General features: G+C 70.5%; 19 protein-coding genes and 2 pseudogenes. 10 read left to right on the plus strand and 11 right to left on the minus strand.

Annotated features, from left to right (window positions below; translation table 11 throughout):
* Positions 1 to 47: 47 nt before the first annotated feature.
* Positions 48 to 1,388, minus strand: a pseudogene (gene dnaA, locus Van01_RS09590) (chromosomal replication initiator protein DnaA); the annotation flags it as partial.
* 174 nt (positions 1,389 to 1,562) lie between these two features.
* Positions 1,563 to 1,874 (minus strand): annotated as a pseudogene (locus Van01_RS33960) (DnaA N-terminal domain-containing protein); the annotation flags it as partial.
* Positions 1,875 to 2,493: 619 nt separating this feature from the next.
* Here Van01_RS33960 and rpmH point away from each other — a divergent pair.
* The 8 genes from rpmH to Van01_RS09630 all read left to right on the plus strand — a co-directional run bounded on the left by rpmH (position 2,494) and on the right by Van01_RS09630 (position 8,590).
* Complete coding sequence (gene rpmH / locus Van01_RS09595; RefSeq protein ID WP_013736606.1) at positions 2,494 to 2,631, plus strand: 50S ribosomal protein L34; 138 nt, start codon at positions 2,494 to 2,496, stop codon at positions 2,629 to 2,631.
* Between the two features lie 33 nt (positions 2,632 to 2,664).
* Complete coding sequence (rnpA, locus tag Van01_RS09600; RefSeq protein WP_204004162.1) at positions 2,665 to 3,078, plus strand: ribonuclease P protein component; 414 nt, start codon at positions 2,665 to 2,667, stop codon at positions 3,076 to 3,078.
* Positions 3,075 to 3,362, plus strand: a complete 288-nt coding sequence (yidD, locus tag Van01_RS09605; RefSeq protein WP_099848400.1) for a membrane protein insertion efficiency factor YidD — start codon at positions 3,075 to 3,077, stop codon at positions 3,360 to 3,362. Before rnpA ends, yidD begins: the two co-directional genes overlap by 4 nt.
* 3 nt (positions 3,363 to 3,365) lie before the next feature.
* Positions 3,366 to 4,355 (plus strand): membrane protein insertase YidC, encoded by a 990-nt coding sequence (yidC, locus tag Van01_RS09610; protein ID WP_204004165.1) that lies wholly within the window; start codon positions 3,366 to 3,368, stop codon positions 4,353 to 4,355.
* Between the two features lie 211 nt (positions 4,356 to 4,566).
* Complete coding sequence (locus Van01_RS09615; protein ID WP_204004168.1) at positions 4,567 to 5,151, plus strand: Jag family protein; 585 nt, start codon at positions 4,567 to 4,569, stop codon at positions 5,149 to 5,151.
* 90 nt (positions 5,152 to 5,241) lie between these two features.
* On the plus strand, positions 5,242 to 5,940 hold the full coding sequence (gene rsmG / locus Van01_RS09620) for a 16S rRNA (guanine(527)-N(7))-methyltransferase RsmG (protein WP_239098967.1): 699 nt from the start codon (positions 5,242 to 5,244) through the stop codon (positions 5,938 to 5,940).
* A gap of 313 nt (positions 5,941 to 6,253) precedes the next feature.
* On the plus strand, positions 6,254 to 7,546 hold the full coding sequence (locus Van01_RS33465) for a ParA family protein (protein ID WP_272491639.1): 1,293 nt from the start codon (positions 6,254 to 6,256) through the stop codon (positions 7,544 to 7,546).
* A gap of 27 nt (positions 7,547 to 7,573) precedes the next feature.
* Positions 7,574 to 8,590, plus strand: a complete 1,017-nt coding sequence (locus tag Van01_RS09630) for a ParB/RepB/Spo0J family partition protein (protein WP_204004200.1) — start codon at positions 7,574 to 7,576, stop codon at positions 8,588 to 8,590.
* A gap of 366 nt (positions 8,591 to 8,956) precedes the next feature.
* On the opposite strand, the gene Van01_RS09635 is transcribed toward Van01_RS09630, so the two are convergent.
* Complete coding sequence (locus Van01_RS09635; protein ID WP_204004203.1) at positions 8,957 to 9,691, minus strand: alpha/beta hydrolase; 735 nt, start codon at positions 9,689 to 9,691, stop codon at positions 8,957 to 8,959.
* 727 nt (positions 9,692 to 10,418) lie between these two features.
* Between Van01_RS09635 and Van01_RS09640 the strand changes: the two genes are divergently transcribed.
* On the plus strand, positions 10,419 to 11,552 hold the full coding sequence (locus Van01_RS09640; protein WP_308442372.1) for a hypothetical protein: 1,134 nt from the start codon (positions 10,419 to 10,421) through the stop codon (positions 11,550 to 11,552).
* Between the two features lie 211 nt (positions 11,553 to 11,763).
* On the opposite strand, the gene Van01_RS09645 is transcribed toward Van01_RS09640, so the two are convergent.
* On the minus strand, positions 11,764 to 12,753 hold the full coding sequence (locus Van01_RS09645) for a D-alanine--D-alanine ligase family protein (RefSeq protein ID WP_204004231.1): 990 nt from the start codon (positions 12,751 to 12,753) through the stop codon (positions 11,764 to 11,766).
* A gap of 8 nt (positions 12,754 to 12,761) precedes the next feature.
* Positions 12,762 to 14,075 (minus strand): aminotransferase-like domain-containing protein, encoded by a 1,314-nt coding sequence (locus Van01_RS09650; protein WP_204004236.1) that lies wholly within the window; start codon positions 14,073 to 14,075, stop codon positions 12,762 to 12,764.
* A 318-nt stretch (positions 14,076 to 14,393) separates the two neighbouring features.
* Between Van01_RS09650 and Van01_RS09655 the strand changes: the two genes are divergently transcribed.
* Positions 14,394 to 15,059 carry a GNAT family N-acetyltransferase gene (locus tag Van01_RS09655; protein WP_099848413.1) on the plus strand — a complete coding sequence of 222 codons (666 nt, stop codon included), beginning with the start codon at positions 14,394 to 14,396 and terminating at the stop codon, positions 15,057 to 15,059.
* A 61-nt stretch (positions 15,060 to 15,120) separates the two neighbouring features.
* Here Van01_RS09655 and Van01_RS09660 read toward each other — a convergent pair whose 3' ends face one another.
* From Van01_RS09660 to Van01_RS09685, 6 genes are all read right to left on the minus strand, one after another.
* Positions 15,121 to 16,287 carry an N-acetylmuramoyl-L-alanine amidase gene (locus Van01_RS09660; protein ID WP_204004253.1) on the minus strand — a complete coding sequence of 389 codons (1,167 nt, stop codon included), beginning with the start codon at positions 16,285 to 16,287 and terminating at the stop codon, positions 15,121 to 15,123.
* Positions 16,288 to 16,495: 208 nt separating this feature from the next.
* Positions 16,496 to 16,819, minus strand: a complete 324-nt coding sequence (trxA, locus tag Van01_RS09665) for a thioredoxin (protein WP_099848417.1) — start codon at positions 16,817 to 16,819, stop codon at positions 16,496 to 16,498.
* Between the two features lie 30 nt (positions 16,820 to 16,849).
* A complete protein-coding gene (gene trxB, locus Van01_RS09670; RefSeq protein WP_204004255.1) occupies positions 16,850 to 17,800 on the minus strand; it encodes a thioredoxin-disulfide reductase in 951 nt (316 codons plus the stop codon).
* Positions 17,801 to 17,975: 175 nt separating this feature from the next.
* Entirely contained in the window at positions 17,976 to 19,109 is a 1,134-nt protein-coding gene (locus tag Van01_RS09675) for an RsmA family anti-sigma factor (RefSeq protein ID WP_204004258.1), read from the minus strand.
* Positions 19,106 to 19,846, minus strand: a complete 741-nt coding sequence (gene sigM, locus Van01_RS09680) for an RNA polymerase sigma factor SigM (RefSeq protein WP_239098964.1) — start codon at positions 19,844 to 19,846, stop codon at positions 19,106 to 19,108. Before sigM ends, Van01_RS09675 begins: the two co-directional genes overlap by 4 nt.
* Before the next feature lie 34 nt (positions 19,847 to 19,880).
* Positions 19,881 to 21,479: a protein kinase family protein gene (locus Van01_RS09685; protein ID WP_204004261.1), complete on the minus strand. Its 1,599-nt coding sequence runs from the start codon at positions 21,477 to 21,479 to the stop codon at positions 19,881 to 19,883.
* Between the last annotated feature and the right edge of the window lie 318 nt (positions 21,480 to 21,797).

The raw sequence follows: 21,797 nt of genomic DNA on the forward strand, positions 1-21,797 counted from the left end.
ACCGTGACCGGTCGGACCCTCGCCGTGACCGGCGGTGGGCGTACTCCTCAGGTGTTCTGCTTGATCCGGTTGGTCAGTTCGGCGATCTGGTTGTAGAGCGAGCGCCGTTCGGCCATCTGTTGGCGGATCTTGCGGTCGGCGTGCATCACGGTGGTGTGGTCGCGGCCGCCGAACGCCTGGCCGATCCGGGGCAGCGACAGGTCGGTCAGCTCGCGACAGAGGTACATGGCGACCTGGCGGGCGTTCACGAGCACCCGCGACCGGGAGTGCCCGCGCAGGTCCTCCAGGCTCACCCCGAAGTAGTCGGCGGTGGAGACCATGATTTGGTCGGCGGTGATCTCCGGCCCGGCGCCGTCCGGGATGAAGTCCCGGAGCACCTCCTCGGCCAGCGACAGCTCCACGTTCGACCTCGTCAGGCTGGCGAACGCGGTGACCCGGATCAGCGCCCCCTCCAGTTCCCGGATCGAGTTCGAGACCCGGGAGGCGATGAACTCCAGCACGTCCGGTGGGGCGTACAGCCGCTCCTGCGCTGCCTTCTTCTGCAGGATCGCGATCCGGGTCTCCAGGTCCGGCGGCTGGATGTCGGCGAGCAGACCCCACTCGAAGCGGGTCCGCAGCCGGTCCTCCAGGGTCGCCAGCTGTTTGGGCGAACGGTCGGACGTGATCACGATCTGTTTGTTGGCGTTGTGCAGCGTGTTGAAGGTGTGGAAGAACTCCTCCTGGGTCCGCTCGCGGTTCTCCAGGAACTGGATGTCGTCGATCAGCAGGATGTCGACGTCGCGGTAGCGGCGCTGGAAGGCGCTCGTCTTGTCGTCCCGGAGCGAGTTGATGAAGTCGTTCGTGAACTCCTCGGTCGAGACGTACCGGACCGAGCGGGCGTTACCCAGTGTCGTGGCGTAGTGGCCGATGGCGTGCAGCAGGTGGGTCTTGCCCAGCCCGGAGCTGCCGTAGATGAACAGCGGGTTGTACGCCTTCGCCGGGGACTCGGCCACCGCCACGGACGCGGCGTGCGCGAAACGGTTGGACGAGCCGATGACGAACGTCTCGAACATGTACTTCGGGTTGAGCCGGTTGCCGCCGCTGTCCGCACCGGTCGGCAGCCGCCGATCGTCCCGGCCGGCCGGTCGCTGGTCCGGCCCGCTGCGGCCGGGGCCACTGTCGGTGCCCCCGTCCGTCGGTATCGCCCGGATCACGTGCTGATCGCGGGGCGAGACGCCGGGCTCGTCGCCGTAGCGGGACGCGAAACCGCGCGGGTTGGCGGTCGGTCGGTCCAGGTGCCCGGCCTGTTCGGTGAAGCCCAACCGCTCCTGCGCCCGCCCTGCGGCGCTCTCCGCCGGCCGGACGGGCTCGCCGAACCCGGCACCGAAGAGGGTGTCCTGACCGTCGGAGGCACCGGGACCGGTACGGGCACCGTCCTGGACCGGTGAGGTGTCAGGTGGTGGGGGGCGGTCGAAGCGACCGGGGTGCGGCTGCTCGGGAATCAGCGGGAGTTGCCGCCCGCCCTCGGCTCCGGGCGCGGGACCTGTCGACCGACCGTCGGCCTCACCGGGACCGTGGTCGACGGAATCCGATTCGGGCGTGCTGCGGTAGACGGTGCCGGTGGTCCGTCCGTCCTCGGGTACCCGGACGGTGACGGCTACCTGGATCGGTCGGCCCAGCCGGCGGGTGAGCGCCTCGGTGATGGCCGGGCGCAGTCGGGACTCGATCACGTCCCGGGTGAAGGCGTCCGGCACGGAGAGCAGGACGGTGTCCTCGACTATCGCCCGCAGTCGGGTCAGCCGCAGGTACGCCCGCTGCTGCGCGGAAATGATCTCGTCGGCGAGTTCGTCGGTCGTCGCCGTCCACACCGCGGCAAGGTCGGTCGTACCGGCCACCGTCGTGCCACCCCCTCGCCTCTGCTCCCGGACGCCGCCGTCTCCCGGTGGCCCCGTACCGGCGGGCGAGTTGACGCCACCCACCCGATTGCCGCACCCGGTCGTTCTCCACAAGTTATCCACAGCCTGTGTACCGACCGATTGTGGCCGCCCGCCGGGCGCGGGTCGGACCTGCCCCCTGCCGTGGCTGGGCACTGAAGCGGGGTTCACCGTGCCGAACGATTCACTACCGTGTCCGGTCTTGCCTGCCGGCGACATCGGCGAAACTCCGACGCTGACCGCAATCGGGCACGGTAACAGCGTTGTCGGCGCGTCTTCAACCGCCGACGCGCCTCGCTCCTGTCGGCATCCGTGAAAACCACCGCTTCGGTCGCCTTTCGCCGCAGCTCACCGCCGAAGTAGCCGGGTTTGACGCTGATTGCGCCCCGACCTAGGCTGGAGGGGCTGCTCTCACGCCCTCTGCTAGGGTGATGGGTGCTCGCTGCCCACGGTCGCGCACCGCACAACACGGGGTCACGCACCGCCGGGCAGCACCGATCGGGGCCACCGCAGCGGCGGCCCGGACCACCACGACCCGGCGATCCACTCGTCCGGGGCGTCCGACAACGGAGAGCCTGACGTGAGCAAGCGCACCTATCAGCCGAACAACCGCCGGCGCGCGAAGACCCACGGCTTCCGGCTGCGCATGCGCACCCGGGCCGGTCGCGCCATCATCTCGACCCGTCGCGCCAAGGGCCGCGCCCGCCTGTCGGCCTGAGGCCGGTCAGGTCCGCTCCGGAGGACGTGGCTCGTGCTCGCGGCCGACCACCGACTGCGGCGCAGCAGCGACTTCGCCGCAGCGGTTCGCGGTGGCCGTCGAGCCGGTCGCGGCGCACTGGTCGTCCATCTGACCGTGCCGGGCACAGCCGGATCCGACAACACAGCGCCGAAGCCGGCGCGGGACAACGCGGAGGCAATCTCCCCGCAGCTGTCCCGCGCCGGCTTCGTGGTTTCCAAGGCGGTCGGGCCGGCGGTGGTGCGGAACCGGGTCCGCCGTCGGTTGCGGCACCTGACCCGGGAGCGCCTCGTCGACCTGCCGGCCGGAAGCACCCTCGTCGTACGCGCCCTGCCGGCCGCGGCTGACGCCACCTATCAGCGGCTCGGCACCGACCTGGATGCGGCGCTCGCCGCCGCCCGGTCCGGCCGGGGTCGGCGGCCCCGATGAGCGCCGAGCAGACCCCGTCCCGCCCGGCTACCCCGGGTGCCCGGGTGCTGACCCTGCCCATCATCGCGTACCGTCGGTGGATAAGTCCGGCGTTGCCGGCCCGCTGTCGGTTCTACCCGTCGTGCAGTGCCTACGCCCTGGAGGCGGTGGCCCGGCATGGCGCGCTCCGGGGAGCCGGTCTGACGGTCCGGCGACTGTCGCGCTGCCACCCATTCCATCCTGGTGGATACGACCCGGTTCCGGAGCCGGGCGGCCGCCGACCTGCCGACGTGACTGGAGCCTGAGAATTGAGTCTCGACTGGATCTACTACGCGATCTCGTGGATCCTGCTGGCCTGGCATTCGGCCTGGGACGCCATCGGCATTCCGGACTCCGCGGTCCTCGGCACCAACTGGGCATGGATCCTGGCCATCGTCTTCCTGGTGGTGACGGTCCGGGTCATCCTGTTCCCGGTCTTCGTCAAGCAGATCAAGTCGCAGCGGGCGATGCAGGCGCTCCAGCCGCAGGTGAAGGCCCTCCAGGAGAAGCACAAGGGTGACCGGGAGACGCTCCAGAAGGAGATGATGGAGCTCTACCGGAAGGAAAAGGCCAACCCGCTCATGGGCTGCCTTCCGATGTTCCTCCAGATCCCGGTCTTCCTCGGCCTCTTCCACGTCCTGCGCCGCCTCAACCCGGACCCGGCGAAGAACAACAAGGACATCTACGGCTGGACCGTCGACCAGTTCAACAGCGCCTCCGACGCGACTCTGTTCACCGCCCCGATCGCCAGCAAGTTCGGCTCGACCGCGGCGGAGCTGGCGCAGCTCGGTGCCAACGGCACCGTCGTGAAGATCATGGCCGGTGTCCTGGTGCTGGTGATGATGGGTACCACGTACCTCACCAGCCGCCAGATGATCCTCAAGACGGGCTGGGCGGAAGACCCGCAGCAGCGCATGATCCAGCGTCTGATGCTCTACGGCATCCCGCTGTCGCTGCTGGTCTCCGGTGCCATCTTCCCGATCGGTGTGATCATCTACTGGGTCACCAACAACCTGTTCACCCTCGGGCAGCAGCAGTGGGTACTGCGCAAGTTCCCGCCGCCGGTGACCGCCACCAGCGCAAAGCCGGGTGCCTCCGCCCGTAACGGGGCACAGCCGGCGAAGTCCGGCGGGCTCTTCGGCCGCAGCAAGCCGGCTGCCGTGCCGCCGCCCCCGGCCGCGCCGAAGATCGCCGGCCCGAAGCCGGGTGCCAAGCCGGTCAACCCGAAGAAGGGCCGCCCCGCCAAGCGGCAGGGCTGAATCGTCCGGGCCGCCGCCGGGAGACCGGCGGCGGCCCGTTGCGCGCCGTGCGGCCGCCGTCAGGCCGGCGCCGGAGCGCGAAGCGCCACGCGTGCGGTGGCGGACGGGCGAGACTGCCCTACAGACGTGCCCGTGGGCACCGGCGACGTCCCGCCGGCCGCGGGAAACCAGCGGACCCGAGGTCCGGCCGAGCGAGTACGGAGATGACACCGTGACCGACACCAGCATCCCCCGCGCCGAACAGCCCCTGGACGACGAGGAGCCGACCACGGCGGCTCCGGTCGTGGGCGAGCCGGAGGAAACCGACGCCGAGGCACCGAGCAAGGCTGCCGGCGAAGGCGACCTGTTCCGGCAGAGCGAGATCGCGGCCGACTACGTGGAGGGGCTGCTCGACATCCTCGACTACGACGGAGACATCGACGAGCTGGTGTCGGGTGGCCGGCCGGTGGTCGAGGTCGTCGGCGGTCGCCTGCAGAACCTCGTCGGCCAGCGCGGTGCCACCCTCGAAGCACTTCAGGAACTGGCCCGGCTCGCGGTGTTCCGGCAGACCGGTTCGCCGAGCCGGCTGCTGCTCGACGTGGGCGGGTACCGGGCCAACCGGCGTAAGGAACTGGCGGCGGTCGCCCGTAACGCCGTCGAGAAGGTCAAGGAGCACGGTGAGGCGGTGCGGCTGGAGCCGATGTCCGCCTTCGAGCGCAAGTGCGTCCACGATGTCGTCAACGCGATCGACGGCGTGGAGAGCGAGTCCGAGGGCGTCGAGCCCAGCCGGCGCATCGTCGTCCGTCCCGCGGACTGACGGGTGACTCAAGACGACGCCAGAGGCGTTGCCGCGTCCGGCCCGGGTGGTACGCCGCCCGGGCCGCCGGCTGTTGCGCCTCAGCCCTCCGTGGCGGTGCTGCCGCCCGAACTGGCCGGAGCGGCACGCCGGCTCTTCGGTGAACGCCTCGATGTCGCGGCTGCCTACGCCGAACTGCTCGCCACCGACGGAGTGGTACGAGGACTCATCGGTCCACGCGAGGCACCCCGGATCTGGGATCGCCACCTGCTGAACTGCGCGACGGTGGCCGAACTGATCCCTTCGGGCGCGTCCGTACTGGATGTGGGATCGGGTGCCGGGCTGCCCGGCCTGGTGCTCGCCATCGCCCGGCCCGACCTGGCGGTGACGCTCGTCGAACCGCTGGCCCGCCGTACCGTCTTCCTGGAGGAGGCGGTGGCGGAACTCGGTCTCGCCGACTCCGTACGGGTGTTCCGCGGTAGAGCCGAGGAGGCGGCGGAGTCGGAGGCCGTGCCCGGCGACGTGGTCACCGCCCGCGCGGTGGCACCGCTGGACCGACTGGCGGGCTGGTGTCTGCCGCTGACCGGGACCGGCGGTCGACTCCTCGCGTTGAAGGGTGCGTCGGCGGCGGAGGAGATTGCGGAGCACGCCGAGGCGGTGCACCGCCTCGGTGGTGGTCGACCGGTGCTGCACCGGTGCGGCGAGGGGATCGTGGATCCACCGACCACCGTGGTCGAGATCGTCCGGGAGCGTACCGTCGGGCCGGCGCGTCGGACGTCGTCCAGGAAGTCACGGTCACGGCGGCGGTAGGGCTGCCGGTCCGGCTGCTGCTTCGCTTGTCGCTCGCGCGGCTGAACCGGTCGTACGCCGCGCCATTCTGCGTGCCCGCAGCGGTGTCGGCCTGTTGTCCGTGCGCGCCGCGACCGGCAGGTTACGAACCCGACGTGGACCGGCCGCGCCCATGCGCCGTAGGCTGGCCGCGCGTCGATAGTGTGGAGCGGGCGGCGATGGATCTCCCTCCGGGGCCTGACCGCTCCCGCCGGGCGGTACCTCTGCGGAGAGAGCGCGAGTGGCCCGGTTGGACGGGTGCGGACCGACCATCCGAAGCGGGCAGGGATGACAGGTGCATGACGACGGCAGGTACGACGATCCGCGCGTGACCGGGTCCGCTGGTGACCCTGTTTCACGTGAAACCGAATATCCGAACTGGCGGCCCTCCGAGGTGCCGCAGAGCCCACCGGAACCCGGTCGGAACGCACCGACGTCGGGTGTCCCGTGGTCGGCGACCGGAGAGGGGCGCGATGGCGCGGATGCGAGTGGCCGGCCGGTCAACGCGTCACCCGACGCGCGGGTGATTCCGATCCGCCGGAACCCGTCCGCCTCCGCTCGGCTCGAAGCGGCGGCGGCGCACCCCCCGACCTCCGGGACGGTGCCGGACCCTCGACCGGCTTCCGACACGCCCGCGCCTGCGGCCGCGTCGTATGCGTCAGCCGTAACCGAGGCCGCGTACGTTTCACGTGAAACCCCGACGCGCGAAGAGGATGACCCACCGTTGGCTATGGAGGCGATGCGCGCCGTGCAGATCCTGAATCCCAGTGGCGAGGTGACAATGCCTCGGCCGGACCGGACCCGGGTCATGTGCGTCGCGAACCAGAAGGGCGGCGTGGGTAAGACCACCACAACCGTGAACCTCGCGGTGGCGCTGGCCCTGCACGGCAACCGGGTGCTGGTGGTCGACCTCGACCCGCAGGGGAACGCCTCGACCGGTCTGAACGTGCCGCACCACACAGGCGTGCCGGACGTCTACGACTGTTTGATCAACAGTGTCCCGCTGGAGGACGTGACCCAGGCGGTCGAGGGCATCCCGAACCTCTGGTGCGTCCCGGCCACCATCGACCTTGCCGGTGCCGAGATCGAGTTGGTGTCCGTGGTGGCCCGCGAGTCGCGGCTGGACCGGGCCATCACCGCGTACCCGGGGCACTTCGACTACGTCTTCATCGACTGCCCGCCGTCTCTCGGCCTGTTGACGGTCAACGCGCTGGTGGCCGCGCAGGAGGTGCTCATTCCCATCCAGTGCGAGTACTACGCGCTCGAAGGGCTCAACCAGCTCATCAACAACATCAATCTGGTTCGTCAGCACCTGAACCCGCGGCTTGAGGTCTCCACGATCCTGCTCACCATGTACGACCGCCGTACCCGGCTCGCCGACGCGGTCGAGCAGGACGTCCGGAACCACTTCGGAGACAAGGTGCTCCAAGCGGTGATCCCGCGTAACGTGCGGGTCTCCGAGGCACCCAGCTACGGCCAGTCGGTGATGACCTACGATCCCGGTTCTCGGGGTGCGACGAGCTACTTCGAGGCCGCGCAGGAGATCGCCGAGCGGGGCGTCAAGGAGCCGGTGAGCCGGAATGCGTAGTGGGGACGAGGCGCTGGGAGGCGTGGCATGAAGAACCGTCCACGGGGCGGTCTGGGACGGGGCCTGGGGGCGCTCATTCCGACCGGGCCAGCGCCGGACGCCGGCGTCGGCGTCGGCGTCGGCGCGCCCTCGACGGGGGCGAGCGGATCGCCGACCGTCGCGGCACCTGCCGCCATGCCGGTGTCGACCCAGACGATCGAGCCTGAGTCGACGCTGAGCCCGGTGCCCGGTGCGCGCTTCGCGGAGATCCCGGTCGACTCGATCGTGCCCAACCCCAAGCAGCCTCGCCAGGTATTCGACGAGGAGGCCCTGGAGGAACTGAAGACCTCCATCCAGGAGGTCGGCTTTCTTCAGCCGATCGTGGTGCGACAGCTCGACGGCGAGAAGTTCGAACTCGTCATGGGTGAGCGCCGGTGGCGAGCCGCGCAGGCGGTGGGCCGGGAGAACATCCCGGCGATCGTGCGGGACACCCGAGACGACGCCATGCTGCGAGACGCGCTGCTGGAGAACATCCACCGGGCGAACCTCAACCCGCTGGAAGAGGCGGCCGCCTATCAGCAGCTGCTGGAGGAGTTCGGGGCCACCCACGAGGAACTCGCCAGGCGCATCGGTCGCAGCCGACCGCAGATCTCGAACACCATCCGGCTGATGAACCTGCCGGCGCCGGTGCAGCGACGCGTGGCTGCCGGTGTGCTCTCCGCCGGCCATGCACGGGCCCTGCTGAGCCTTGAGGATGCGGAGACGCAGGAGCAGCTGGCGTTGCGGATCGTCGCCGAGGGCCTGTCGGTCCGGGCGACCGAGGAGATCGTCGCACTCGCGCTCAGCGACGGACCGGGAAAGAAGGAGTCGGCGAAGCGCCGCCCCAAGCCGCACGCGCCGGCGCTCACCGATCTGGCCGACCGCCTCTCCGACCGGTTCGACACCCGCGTGAAGGTCGACATCGGGCGGAGCAAGGGCAAAATCACAATCGAGTTCGCGACCGTCGACGACCTGGAGCGGATCGTCGGCATCATCGGAGTAGAACCCGAAGATCCGGGAGACTGAGCTACAGAACCGACCGGGCCGTCTCGTCCATGGTGGCGAGGCGGCCCTTGTCGTCCGGGTAGCTCGCAGCAGATCAGCACGGCAGGGTGCCAGCGGCCCGGCCCTCGCGGGCCTGAGGCGCACCGCTCGCCGCGTGCCCTGAGGCGCTCCACCGTCCCCGGCGACGCACGGTCGCGGTCAGCTTTGGGACGGGCCCCAGGTTCGGACCGGCGGCACCTCGGGGGCGTTCCTGAGCCAGGACCCTCACGGGTTGCGGTATGTCGGCCTGTCCGGCCATCGCCATGGCACGACATGCCGCAAACCCGTGACCGGCACCCCGGGTCCGGCGGCGAATCGCGGCCGGTTGTCGGAATCGAGTTGCGCGGGCTAGCGCAGATGCCGGGCGAAGAACCTGGCCGAGTCCTCCCCAGCAAACTGGGGGACGCCTGTGTGTCCGCCCATGTTGGCGTGCAGTGTCTTCTCCTTGGAACCGAAGGCGTCGAACAGGTCCAGGGCCGCCTGCCGATCGTTCCCTTCGTCATCCCACTGCAGTAGGACATGCAGCGGAATGGTGACCTGTCGGGCCTGCTCGAACATGACACGCGGCACGAAGCTGCCGGCGAAGAAGCCGGCGGCCACGATGCGCGGCTCGACCACCGCAAGCCGAATGCCGACGGAGATCACTCCCCCCGAGTACCCGACCGGGCCACCGATTTCGGGCAGCGACAGAAGGGCGTCCAAGGCGACCTGAAGTTCCGGAACCGCCTTGTCGACGAGGGGAAGGACGAGGGCGTCGATGATCTCGTCGCTGACCGGCTCGCCGGCCTCCGTGACCCGGCGCAGGTCGGCGCGGGCCTGCTCGGCGGCGACCCAAGGTGGCCGGTCACCGCTGCCGGGAAGCTCGATGGTGGCCGCAGCGAAGCCCTCCGCCGCGACGTGTCGGGCCCGCGCCACCACGCGGGGGTACATCGTGCGTAGTCCGAGCGGAGGGTGGCCGAGCAGGATCAGCGGGACCGGTGCCGATGCGGAGGCGGGCGTCCACAGGATGCCGGGGATCTCGGCGAGGGTGAATTCGCGTTGGAGGACGCCGTCGTCGAGGCGCTGCTCAGTGGTGAATCGCATGGTCGTGCCTTTCGGGAGTGCTCGTGTGGACGGCGCTCCCGGACGACCTATCGCCCGACCGTGACCCCAGAGGGGAGCACCCATGTCGAAACGTTCACGGGTACCACCTCCTCGGTCTCTCGCACGGCCTCGGGAAAACTAGCAGCGGGCCGCCGTGATCCGCCAACGTGTTTCTGAGGCAGGCGCCGTGGCCGGATGCCACGGACAGGCCGCACGCGGTCGGGTGTGATGTGCGCTCACTGGTCACACCCGACGACGGGGCCGGTGTTTCACGTGAAACGCGACAGAGTGCTGAGCGCGGCCGAGGTTCAACGCCTCAGCCGGCCGCTCGGGAGCGGTGACGAGGGTGGGCATGAGGTGACGACGCCGTCATGCGCCGACGCGGGCGGAAGTAGCAAGTCGTTTCACGTGAAACCGCGGGGCGTTGCCGGTGAGGTGTACGACGCGCGGCCGGGTCACTCGGTGTCGATCCGGCTGCTGATGTTATCCACACCGGTTGTCCACAGGCTTGCGGTGTTTCACGTGAAACATTGGCCGAAAACCCTTGTCGAGCCGGGATCGCGGTACGAATCCAGCAACCCGCCAGCCTGTGGATAACCCTGGGGAGAACTCGCCGGGGCTCGTCGTCCCGCCATACGAACCTTCCGGAGAGCTGAACCCGATTCGGGTAGGGACAGCGGTCCAGGACTCGGTTAGGGTCAGCGTCGTGCAAGACACCCCTCCCGCAATCCCGGACTTCACCCAGTGGCCGTCCTTCCCCTTCGAGGGTGACCTCCGGGTCAAGCCCCTCGCCGATCCGGTCGCAGTCGAGCCGCCCCGCAAGGGGGAGGCTCACCGAGAATGCACCGCCTGCCTGGCACCCGACGAGGCCTACATCTGGGTCGGTGAACGGTGGCGCGTCCGGGCCATGGATCGACCGACCGGCCTACCCATGGTCCTCATCCTGGAGTCACGGTCACACCTAGATCTTGGCGACCTGCCGAACCTGCTCGCCGCCGAGCTGGGCGTGATGACGGTACGTCTCGAACGGGCCATCCGATCGCTGGACGGGGTGGCCCGCGTGCACGTCAACCGGTGGGGCGACGGGTCCGCCCATCTCCACATGTGGTTCCTCGCTCGGCCCTACGGTCGACTCCAACTCCGTGGGACCTTCCTGTCGCTCTGGGACTCGATTCTGCCGCCGATCTCCGAGGAGCAGTGGCGGGAGAACCTCGCCCTCGTTGCGGCCTGGCTGGCCGAGTTTGGCGGGCGACCGCTCGCTGAGCCGCCCCGAATCCAGTGGCAGGCGCCGTCCAGCCTGGCTGCGCAGGCGGCCTCGCCGGCTGAGGTGAAGCCGGCAGAAGGCGGGTCGCTCCTGGACGCCATCGGCGAGACAGCGGAACCGCCTGACGCCCCGGGTGTGGGCCCAGAGTCGTCAGACGGAACAACCCTGGAAGCGTCGGACGGAAGGAGTCCGGAGCCGGCGAGTGACTCGGCGCCTGAGCAGACGACGGGGGCGGCACCGCAGCGGCAGACCGCAGTGGACACGGCCGAGCAGGCTCCGCCTGAGCCGACGGGCCAGCCGACTCCCCGCGCAACGGGCCGGCAGGCCGAGGCCGTCGACAGCGGTTCGTCAGCCGAGACCGCCGAACCCCAGGCAACGGCCGAGAGCGCCGGAAGCGCCGAGATGGCCGAGAGCGCCGAAGCAGCCGAGAGTACCGAGGCCACCGGAAGCGCCGGGACCGTCGAGGTAGTCGGAAAGGCCGAGGCGACCGGAAGTAGCGGGGCCACCGAAGGTGCGCCGAAGGGGGAGGCGGCAGCGGCGGATCAGGCGCGAGCGGGGACTCCGGACACGGGCCGTGCCGCGCCGTCGGTGGGCTGAGCTCCAGGAGTTGGTCAGCAACAAGCCTGCGGTCCCACGGCACGCCCTGGCGCACGTCGACATGTGGACCAGGGCTGACCGTGACCAGATCCGCCCACGCTCCAGCTGGTAGCCGGTAGCGGTCGATGAGCGCTCGCGATGCTGTCCGTTGTTCGCCCGGGAAGGCAGGGTCTCAGGCGGGTTCCGCCGGACGTCGTGTCCGGGTGGGATGTCAGCGGGCGGCGGCGCGGGCGACCAGGTTGCCGATCATGCGGCCGAAGTCGAGACCGGCGGCCTGTACGGCGAGCGGCAGCAGCGACGTCTCGGTCATGCCTGGAGAGACGTTGACCTCGAGTACGTGTGGCTGGCCGGCCGAGTCGACGATCAGATCGACCCGGCTGAGGTCACGCAGACCGAGGGCGGTGTGTGCGGCCAGGGCGACCTGTGCCACCGATTCGGCGACTGAGGGCTCCAGCCGGGCCGGGGTGTGCCAGGTGGTCCGGCCGGCGGTGTAGCGGGCCGCGTAGTCGTACACCCCGTTGCGGGGCACGATCTCCACGGCCGGGAGCGCCTGCGGGCCGTCGCCCAGGTCGACGACGGAGACCGCCACGTCCATGCCGGGAACGTACCGCTCGACGAGCGCCGTCGAGTCGTACGCGAAACAACCCACCATGGCAGCCGGCAGCGACGCCGCGTCCCGGACCACGGCGGCGCCCAGGCCGGAACCGCCCTGGGCGGGCTTCACCATGAGCGGCAGCCCCAACCGGTCGACGATGCGGTCCAGCACCGCCACCGCGCCGAGTTCGCTGAACCGGTCGTGCGGCAGGGCGACCCAGTCCGGGGTGGCAATGCCGGCCTCCCGCAGCACGGCCTTCGCCGACGGCTTGTCCCAGGCGAGGCGGGAAGCCCTAGCGTCGCAGCCGACGTACGGGACACCGCAGAGGTCCAGGACACCACGCAGCGAGCCGTCCTCGCCTGTGGCGCCGTGCAGGGCGATCACCACGGCGTCCGGTGGGTCCGCGGTCAGCGCCGGCAGCAGAGCGACGTCGGCGTCGCGCAGCTCGGCCTGCATTCCGACGGCGCGCAGCGCGTCCAGTACCCGGCGGCCCGAGCGCAGCGACACGTCACGCTCGTAGGACAGACCACCGGCGAGGACGAGCACGTGGAGATCGGTGGTCTCGGGGCCCGACACGGCGGGTTCTTCAGTAGCGGTGACACCCATGCCGGGCATCATGCCAAGTCTGGTCCCGGTGCGTCCCAGCCGGCCCGGCGTTGCCGGGCATCGGACCCGCTGACCGCGCCGAATACCCGGCGCATGGCGATGTCCTGCTCCATCACACTGGCCAGCCGACGGACGCCCTCGCGGATCCGTTCCGGGGACGGGAACGAGAAGTTGAGCCGCATGTGGCAGTTGCCGCTGCCGTCGGCGTAGAAGCCGGTGCCGGGCACGTAGGCGACCCGCGCGGCGATGGCACGGGGCATCATCGCCTTTGAGTCGAGCCCGTCGGGCAGCGTGGCCCAGACGAACAGCCCCCCGCCGGGCACGGTCCAGCGGGTGCCGGCCGGCATCAGGTCATCCAGCGCGGCGAGCATCGCGTCCCGCCGCTCCCGGTAGACCTCCCGGTAGACCTTGAGCTGCTCGCGCCAGGGCATCGTGCCGAGGTACGTGCTGACGGCGGCCTGCGCGTACGCGCTGGGGCAGAGGATCTGTGCCTCACTGGCGATCACCAGCTTGTCGCGTACCGCGTGCGGCGCGAGGATCCAGCCGACCCGCAGCCCAGGGGCGAACGTCTTGGAGAACGTGCTGAGGTAGAAGACGCCGTCCCGGCGCCGTGCCCGCAATGGCGCGGGCGCCTCGCTCTCGAAGCCCAACTGGCCGTACGGGTCGTCCTCGACCACCAGCAGCCCGGCGCGCTCGCAGATGTCGAGGACCTGTTCCCGCCGCTGCTCGGTGAGGGTCACGCCTGTCGGGTTCTGGAAGGTGGGGATGGTGTAGAGGAACTTGACCCGGCGTCCGGCCCGGGCCTGCTCCGCGATGGCGAGCTCCAGCGCGGCCGGGATCAGACCGTCGTCGTCCATCGGCACGTGTACGACCTGCGCCTGGGCGGCCTGGAACACCCCGAGTGCGCCGACATAGGTCGGCCCCTCGGCGAGCACCACGTCACCCGGGTCCAGGAAGAGGCGGGCCACCAGGTCGAGCGCCTGCTGCCCACCCACTGTCACCACCACGTCCTCCGGCGAGGCACCGCAGGCGGCGTCGATGCCGGAGAGGGCCATCACCTCACAGATCCGCTCGCGCAGTTCCAGGGTGCCCTGACCGATGCCGTACTGCAGGGTGGTGCTGCCATGTTCGGCGCCGAGCCGGCCGAGCATCTCCCCGACGGCGTCCAGCGGCAGCGCGGCGATGTACGGGGCGCCCCCGGCGAGTGAGACGACCTCCGGTCGGCTGGCCACCGCGAACAGGGCCCGGATCTCCGACGCGGTCATCCCCCGGACCCGGCGGGCGTACCTGTCGGTGTAGTCGTCGAGTGTCGTGCCGGTCATCACATCACCCCGATGGCTGCTCGGACGGCTCCGGTCCCGGATACCCCGGACAACGGCGACCATGGCGGTACGGCGCGCCGAGTGTCGATCCTAGCCGCCGTACGTCGTCCGACGCTCCCTCGATTATTCGGGCGTCCACATGCCGGACCGGCGGCCCACGCCCCTGAGGTGGACGTTCACGCTTAGTCTCCCCTGTCGGCGATCGGCGGCGTACGATCGCTCGTCGGGGGCAGGAACACGGCGGTGCCGTCCGGGCCGCTGCGGCGGCGGTGCCGTCCGGGCCGGTCCCACCGCCGAGCCTAGTGTGGGGAAGCGCCAATGTCGCGACGTCTGGTCAGCCTGACCCTGGACACCCTGGAGGACCTGCCCCGTCCCTGCCGGCAGTGCGTCTACTGGGAGCTTGATCCGGTTTCCGCGGACCGTGCCTGCGCCGCAGGCGACCCTGGGCTGGAGAAGGAGGCGTGGGTCTCGCAGACCCTCCTCGAATGGGGTTCCTGCGGCAAGTTGATCTACGTGGACGGCATGCCGGCCGGCTTCGTCATGTACGCCCCGCCGGCCTACGTCCCCCGCTCGATGGCCTTTCCGACCTCCCCGGTCTCCGCCGACGCGGCGCTGCTGATGACCGCGAACGTGGTACCCGCGTTCTCCGGAGGTGGCCTCGGCCGGATGCTGGTGCAGGGGGTGGCCCGCGATCTGACCAAGCGCGGGATCAAGGCGATCGAGGCGTTCGGCGACGCGAAGTTCGGCGACTCCGCCGATCCGGGCGGAGCGTGCGTGGCACCTGCCGACTTCTTCCTCTCGGTGGGCTTCAAGACGGTACGTCCGCATCCGCGCTTTCCGCGACTGCGGTTGGAACTGCGGACGGCGTTGAGCTGGAAGTCCGACGTCGAGTACGCGCTGGAGAAGCTGCTGGGCTCGATGAGCCCCGAGTCGCTGCTGCGTCCGGTCCGACCGACGCCCGCGACGCGTTCCACGGCCGGCTGACAGCGTCGGGCAGACCGCGACCCGAGGCCGTGGCCGGTGTTGGACCGCTGGACGCCGACGCTCAGTCGACCACAGTGCCGGCGGCGACAGCCGCCCGCAGTTGGCTGACGTCGATCGAGCCGGTGGGGACGTCCTGTTCGATCGGCAGATACATCCGCTGCACCGCGGCCACCATCGCCTCGACCAGCTTGTCCCGGAACCGGGGGGTGATAAGCCGTTCCCGGTCGGTGGACGAGGTGAGGTATCCGACCTCGACGCGTACCGCGGGCATCCGGGTGATCCGCAGCAGGTCCCATGCCTTGGCGTGGGTGCGGCAGTCCCGCAGCCCGGTGCGTGCGACGATCTCCCGCTGCACCAGCCCGGCCAGCCGTTCACCGGTCGCCGAGGTGACTCCGTTGTCGGTGCCGTAGTGGTAGGTGGCGACGCCTTCGGCCATCGGGTTGGCGTGGCCGTCGGTGTGCAGCGAGATGAACACGTCCGCGCCGAGTGAGTTGGCCAGTTGCGCCCGGTCGATGTCCGGCAGACAGGTCTCCGGCGACGGTCCTCGGGTGAGCTGCACCCGCACGCCGGACGCGGCGAGGCGTCCCTCCAACCGGCTGGCCAGATCGTGCATCAGATCCGCCTCGACCCAGCGCAGCGGGCCGTCCACCACCACCACGCCCGGATCCGTCCCGCCGTGGCCCGGGTCGATCACCACGGTCCGCCCGACCAGGGTCGGGCCGGACTGTCGGATGGCGTCGGACTCGCGCAACCACTGCGGCCGTCCGCCGACCACTTTTCGGCCCAGTCGACGCAGCGCGCTCATGGTGTGCGGGCCGCAGGTGCCGTCCGGGACCAGTCCCACCTCACGCTGGAACTGCGCCACCGCCCGGGACGTACGGATGCCGTAGATGGCGTCGGCGCGGCCGGTGTCGTACCCCATTTCCAGCAGCCGTTCCTGCAACGAACGGACGTCCTCGCCGGTGAGCGGAACCGGCACCGCGTGGTAGAGGGTGCGGGCACCCAGCCGCCAGCGGGCGGCGTCGAGCGCCCGCCAGGTCTCGGCGCCGACCCGGCCGTCCACGCTGAGCCCTCGCGACTGCTGGAAAGCGCGGACCGCCCGTTCGGTCGCTGGATCGAACTCGTCGCTGTGCGGGCCGGTCGCCTTCGACAGCAGGTCGAGGCCGGTCAACACCGCACGGATCTCGGTCACTGCGGGTCCCCGGTCACCGGGACGGATCGGACGCACGCACGACCCCCTCTGCACGGTGGTGGCTGCCGGGCCCCGCCGACGGCGGGTGGGTGCCGTCCGCGGGGACCAGGTGCTCACCGGCGTCCGGCGGCCCCGGTTCGAGGTTATGCGCTGGGCGATCCGCAGGGGTGGTGGGCGGCGAAAAACGCGTCGACCCCGGGCCAGGTCCACCGGCCCGGGGTCGACGTCGACGTCGTTGCTGGGGTCAGAGCGCCGATTCGATCAGCTTGACCAGTTCGCCCTTGGGCTTGGCCCCGGCGATCGACTGCACCGGCTCACCGTTCTTGAACACGGTGAGGGTCGGCACCGACATCACGCGGTAGGCCCGGGCGGTCTCCGGGTTCTCGTCGATGTTGAGCTTGACGATGCTGACCTGGTCGCCCATCTCGCCGGCGATCTCCTCCAGCAGCGGCGAGACCTTACGGCACGGCCCGCACCACTCGGCCCAGAAATCCACCAGGACCGGCTTGTCGGACTTCAGCACGTCTGCGGCGAAGCTCGCGTCGGTGACCGACTTGGTTGTTCCCACTGTTGACCCCTCCTCCTCAGATGTGTCTCGTCAGTCCTTGGGCAGCGTTGCGATGAAGCGTTCCGCGTCCAGGGCGGCCGCGCAGCCGGTCCCGGCCGCGGTGATCGCCTGTCGGTACGTGTGGTCGACCAGGTCACCGGCGGCGAAGACACCGGGAATGCTGGTCCGGGTGCTGGGGGCCTGCACCTTGACGTACCCCTCGTCGTCCATTTCCACCTGCCCGCGGAACAGTTCGCTGCGCGGGTCGTGGCCGATCGCCACGAACACGCCTGTGACGTCGAGCACCTTGGCCTCGCCGGTGTGAACGTTGCGTACCCGTACGCCGGAGACCTTGCCGTCCGCGCCGAGCACCTCCTCCACCACGGTGTTCCACTCGACCTTGATCTTGTCGTTGCTCAACGCCCGCTCAGCCATGATCTTGCTCGCCCGGAACGAGTCCCGGCGGTGGAGGATCGTCACCGAGTCGGCGAAGCGGGTGAGGAAGCTGGCCTCCTCCATCGCCGAGTCACCACCACCGACGACCACGATGTGCTGGTTGCGGAAGAAGAAGCCGTCACAGGTGGCGCAGGAGGAGACGCCGTGGCCGAGATACTCCTGCTCACCGGGTACGCCGAGGGGCCGCCAGGCGGAACCCGTGGACAGGATCACGGCCCGGGCACGGTACGCGGTCTCGCCGACCCAGACGGTGCTGACCGCGCCGGGGTGACCGGTGTCGGTCAACTCGACCCGGGTGACGTCGTCGGTCAGAAACTCCGCGCCGAACCGCTCGGCCTGCTTACGCATGTTGTCCATCAGCTCGGGACCGAGGATGCCGTCCGCGAAACCGGGGAAATTCTCCACCTCGGTGGTGGTCATCAGCGCACCGCCGGACTGCACGCCCTCGATGACCAGAGGCTTGAGGTTGGCACGTGCCGCGTAGACCGCCGCCGTGTAACCGGCCGGCCCGGAGCCGATGATGACCAGGTTGCGGACCTCGTCCACTGCCGTCTCCCAATCGTGTTGACTGTCGTCACCGGCGTACGGGCCGATGCCGATCCGAGTGCCGACGCGGCGGCAACTGATGTGCAGAACGTCATCGTACGAAGCGGGAATTCCCGAGCCGGTCACTCGGTGGGTCAGGTCACGTGGACGGTCAAACGTCCGGCGACCGCGGGAATCACCCTACCCGCGTACGGTAGCGGGCGTCCGAGCCGGACCCGGGTACACCACACTCCGGACCGCTGACCCACGCCCAGCTCGTGCCGGCGGCATCGGTGAACTGGAGGACCAACGCCGGGAGCCCCTGGAAACGGGCGTAGTCGATGACGTCGAAGACCAGCGGTCCCACGCTGTGCTCCGCGCTGATCTCCGCGAGGCAGGCGCTCAACGCCGTCTGGTCGCCGAGCCGGTTCAGATCTCCCGGGGCGGGCAGGCGCTCCTGGTTCTGCGTGCCGACCTCAGGATCACCACTGCTGGAGAACTGCCTGACGCTCGGCGTCACGCGGGTCAGCGCCTCCGGCGTGTAGTCGGTGTCGCTGCGTTGCGGGGGACCGACGACCCGGTACGGGGTGCTGGCCGCCGCGGAGGCACGTTCGGGTGCCGTTGTGGTGCCGGCCTGCCCCGCCGAGTCCTGCGGATACGCGTGCGGTACCGCCGGACTGGCGGCCCGATCGCTCAGGGCGGTGTCCGTGGCCCGCTCGCCGCCCTGGTGCGACTGGGACAGTTGGAGCGCGCCCAACCCGACCACCGCGGCGGCGGCGAGCGCGACCGGCCCGGCCACCCGGGCCCAGCGGCGCCGTCGCGGACCGGGCCGTGACGACGCGGTCCGGTCCTGTCCCGGCCGGAGCGGACCTCCCGGACGCCGGGGACCGCCCAGCGGCTGGGTCGGTACGAGTGCCGTCTTCCCGCCTGTCGACTCCGACCCGACGTCGGCGCCTTCCTCGTCGGCTGCCGGATCGTCGGCGGCCACCGGGCCCCGGGTGGCCGACCTCGCGACCTCCGGGTCTTCGGTCGCCGCCGAGACCGGCGCGACCTCGACAGTGGGTACGGCGAGCGGAACTGCGGCGGCGAGGGCGGCGCTGATCCGGTCCGTGATCTCCGGCGGCAGTTCGAGTGTCGGCTCACCCCACCCGGCCAGTTCGGCCCGGACGTTGTCGACGGCCGAGGCCAACCGGGCGTGGGCGTGGGCCCAGGCCGGATCCTGCGCGACCAACCGGGTGATCTCAGCGTGCTCGGCGGTGCCGTCCAGCGCGCCGCCGAGGTAGTCGGCGAGCAGGTCGTGGTCGACCTCGCTGAACTCCCCGGTGCTCACGCTTCCTCCTGCTGTCTGGCGGCCGGCCGGGACCGCCCCGACCCTGATCGGACGCCGGATGGCGCTTGCGGGTTCCCGCCGGTGACCTCCGGCACGTTCGGACTGGACCCGGCCGTCGGCCCGTTGCCGGGCCTGAGGTGGCCGAGCATGACCGCGAGCCGGGCACGGCCCCGGGCGCAGCGACTCTTGACGGTTCCCTCGGCGACTCCGAGGATCCGCGCGACCTCGGCGACCGGATAGCCCTGCACGTCCACCAGGACGAGTGCGGCCCGCTGCTCCAGCGGCAACGCGGCCAGGGCGTCCCGGATGACCATCGCGGTGTCGTGGTCGCGTACCGGGGCGGCGGGCTCCACACCGCCGGTGGCGGGACCGTCGTCGGGGTTGTGCTGCCCGTCGGGCAACGGCACCGTCGGGTGGGCCTGCCGGCGGCGGATCCGGTCGAGGCATGCGTTGACCACGATCCGGTGCAGCCAGGTGGTGACCGCCGAGTCGCCTCGGAACCGGCCGGCCGCGCGATGCGCGGACAGCAGTGCGTCCTGGAGGGCGTCCGCGGCCTCCTCACGGTCGCCGAGCGTACGCAGGGCGACCGCCCAGAGCCGGTCCCGGTGACGGCGGAACAGCTCGGCGAAGGCGTCCCGATCGCCGGCGACGTGGGCACGCAGCAGATCGAGGTCGCTTACCGTGTCGTCCACGGAGGCGGCGCCCATCTGGTTGCGGCCGGCGTCGCGTACCTCCATCACCCGACCCGGTGGCTGCCGCCGTGCTGGTTTCTCATGACCCCTGGACCGTGATCTCCTGCACCCCGACCTTGTAGCCGCCACCGTTCGAGGGCAGCTCCGTGATCCAGAACAGCAGGTAGCGGTACTTCTTGTCGGCGTCGAAGCCGTCGAAGGTCATCGTGGTGCCGTCGTGTGCCTCGAACGGCTGCCCGATCTTGTTCTTCAGGTACGCCGTGAGGACCTGATCGTCACCTGAGCTGGACGACGGGGCGTCGACGGTGCCGGTGAGCAGTTCCGCTGAGGCGCCCCGGTCGGAGAGGTTGACCTGCACGGACTTGACGGTCCGCTCGGCGCCGAGGTCGATCCAGACGCCCATGCCCCGCTTGAGGTTGCCGAAGTTGCTGCGGTTGTACGTCTCGGTGGACCAGCCCTCGTCCTGGTCGCCGTCGAAGACCTTCTCGGCGTCGCGTACCTCGGTCCGGTCGTTGCTGTCCGGGTCGATGATCCGAGCATTGCTGATCTTGAGGTTACGCACCGCGGGCGCTGCCGGCTCCTCGCTCACCGGCGCGCTCGAAGACGGCGCCGCGACCGGGTTCGTCTGCGGATCGGCGTTGTCGTCGCCGAGCGTGCTGATTCCGATGAGCAGCCCGATCAGGGCCACCGTCAGCAGCCCGGCGATCCCCAGGGCGACCTTGCGCCCACCGGCCGCGGCCAGCGGTGACGGCTCCTCGCCGGTCTCGCCGGCGAACCGCAGCGGGCCGCTGTTGTCGAGGTAGTCGTCGTCGGGCACGTCGAGCCGGGCCAGCTCCGCGGTGAGGACGTCCGACGGAGGCGGTGCGATCTCGGCGTCGAGCAGATCCATTGTCAGGTCGTCCAGGTAGGCCGGCACACCGGCCCGGACCTGACGTGGCGCCGCGACCGACCCGTTGGCGTCGCGTACCGCGTCGGGAATGGCCGCCCGACCGTGCCCGGCGGTGGCACCCCGCAGCGGCGCCTCGGCGTGCGGCCAGTAGCCGGTCATCGCGAAGTAGAGGATGCCGCCGACGGCCCGGACGTCGCTCTCCTGGCTGTCGTCACCATCGGTGCGGGCGTCCGCGAGCACCACCCGGCCGTCATCACTGATCATCACCGTGCCGGGGTGCACGTTGCCGTGCACCATGCCGGTGGCGTGCACGGCGGCCAGGGCGCTGGCGACGGAGTTACCGACGGCGGTCGCGCGAGCGGCGTCCAGCGGCCCGCCCGCGACCAGGTCCCGCAGGGACTGACCGTCGACCCACTCGCGCACCACGTAGGCCCGCTCGGCCTCGTCGATGGCGTCGTACACGCCTACCAGGTTGGGGTGGACGACCCGGCTGGCGGCGACCGCAGCCTGCAGCATCTCGGTGGCGGACTCGCCGCCCGGGTAGCGCATGACGACCGCGACGGGCCGGCGCAGCACGACGTCGACCCCGCGCCAGACCAGCCGGCCCGCGCTGTCGTTGTTGATGTGCTCGACCAGTTCGTAACGTTCGGCGAGGATCTCACCGGCCGTCGGAGCACCGAAGGTCATGACCGGCGGAGTGGTCTCGTCCGCGTCCTGACCCTCGCCGACCTGGGTCACCCGTCCTCCCTCGGTGATCGTGTCGATCGATGGACCCGCGCTGCTGGGCATCTGCTTCCCGCTCCGCCTTCGTCTGGTACCGGCCGGCCGGTCGCAGCACGGTGCCGCGCGCCGGTGTCTGCCGTACCCGTCGAGTGCGACCTTACCCGGGATGACCCGATCCCCGACATGTCATCTTCCCGCCGTCCGGTGACGGTGGCGTCAGCAGTCGGTGGACTCGTCCCGTTACCACCGTTGTCGGCCCCGTTGCTGGTACATGTACCAGCCAATCTAGAGGTTGACCACAACCGGCTCCGGCTGGGGCGGAACCGGTCGCATCCGCAGGTTCGGCAGCGTCCGATTCCCCGTCAAACGGCCGGGCATGCTCGA

Source organism: Micromonospora andamanensis (assembly GCF_016863495.1).
In the GTDB taxonomy this organism is placed as follows: Bacteria; Actinomycetota; Actinomycetes; order Mycobacteriales; family Micromonosporaceae; genus Micromonospora; species Micromonospora andamanensis.

Excerpts from the sequence above, each read along its gene's own strand:
- yidD (WP_099848400.1), top strand. The coding sequence starts at position 3,075 with ATGAGCGCCGAGCAGACCCCGTCCCGCCCGGCTACCCCGGGTGCCCGG.
- Van01_RS09630 (WP_204004200.1), top strand. The coding sequence starts at position 7,574 with ATGAAGAACCGTCCACGGGGCGGTCTGGGACGGGGCCTGGGGGCGCTC.
- Van01_RS09635 (WP_204004203.1), bottom strand. The coding sequence starts at position 9,691 with ATGCGATTCACCACTGAGCAGCGCCTCGACGACGGCGTCCTCCAACGC.
- Van01_RS09645 (WP_204004231.1), bottom strand. The coding sequence starts at position 12,753 with ATGGGTGTCACCGCTACTGAAGAACCCGCCGTGTCGGGCCCCGAGACC.
- Van01_RS09650 (WP_204004236.1), bottom strand. The coding sequence starts at position 14,075 with ATGACCGGCACGACACTCGACGACTACACCGACAGGTACGCCCGCCGG.
- Van01_RS09655 (WP_099848413.1), top strand. The coding sequence starts at position 14,394 with ATGTCGCGACGTCTGGTCAGCCTGACCCTGGACACCCTGGAGGACCTG.
- sigM (WP_239098964.1), bottom strand. The coding sequence starts at position 19,846 with ATGGAGGTACGCGACGCCGGCCGCAACCAGATGGGCGCCGCCTCCGTG.
- Van01_RS09685 (WP_204004261.1), bottom strand. The coding sequence starts at position 21,479 with ATGCCCAGCAGCGCGGGTCCATCGATCGACACGATCACCGAGGGAGGA.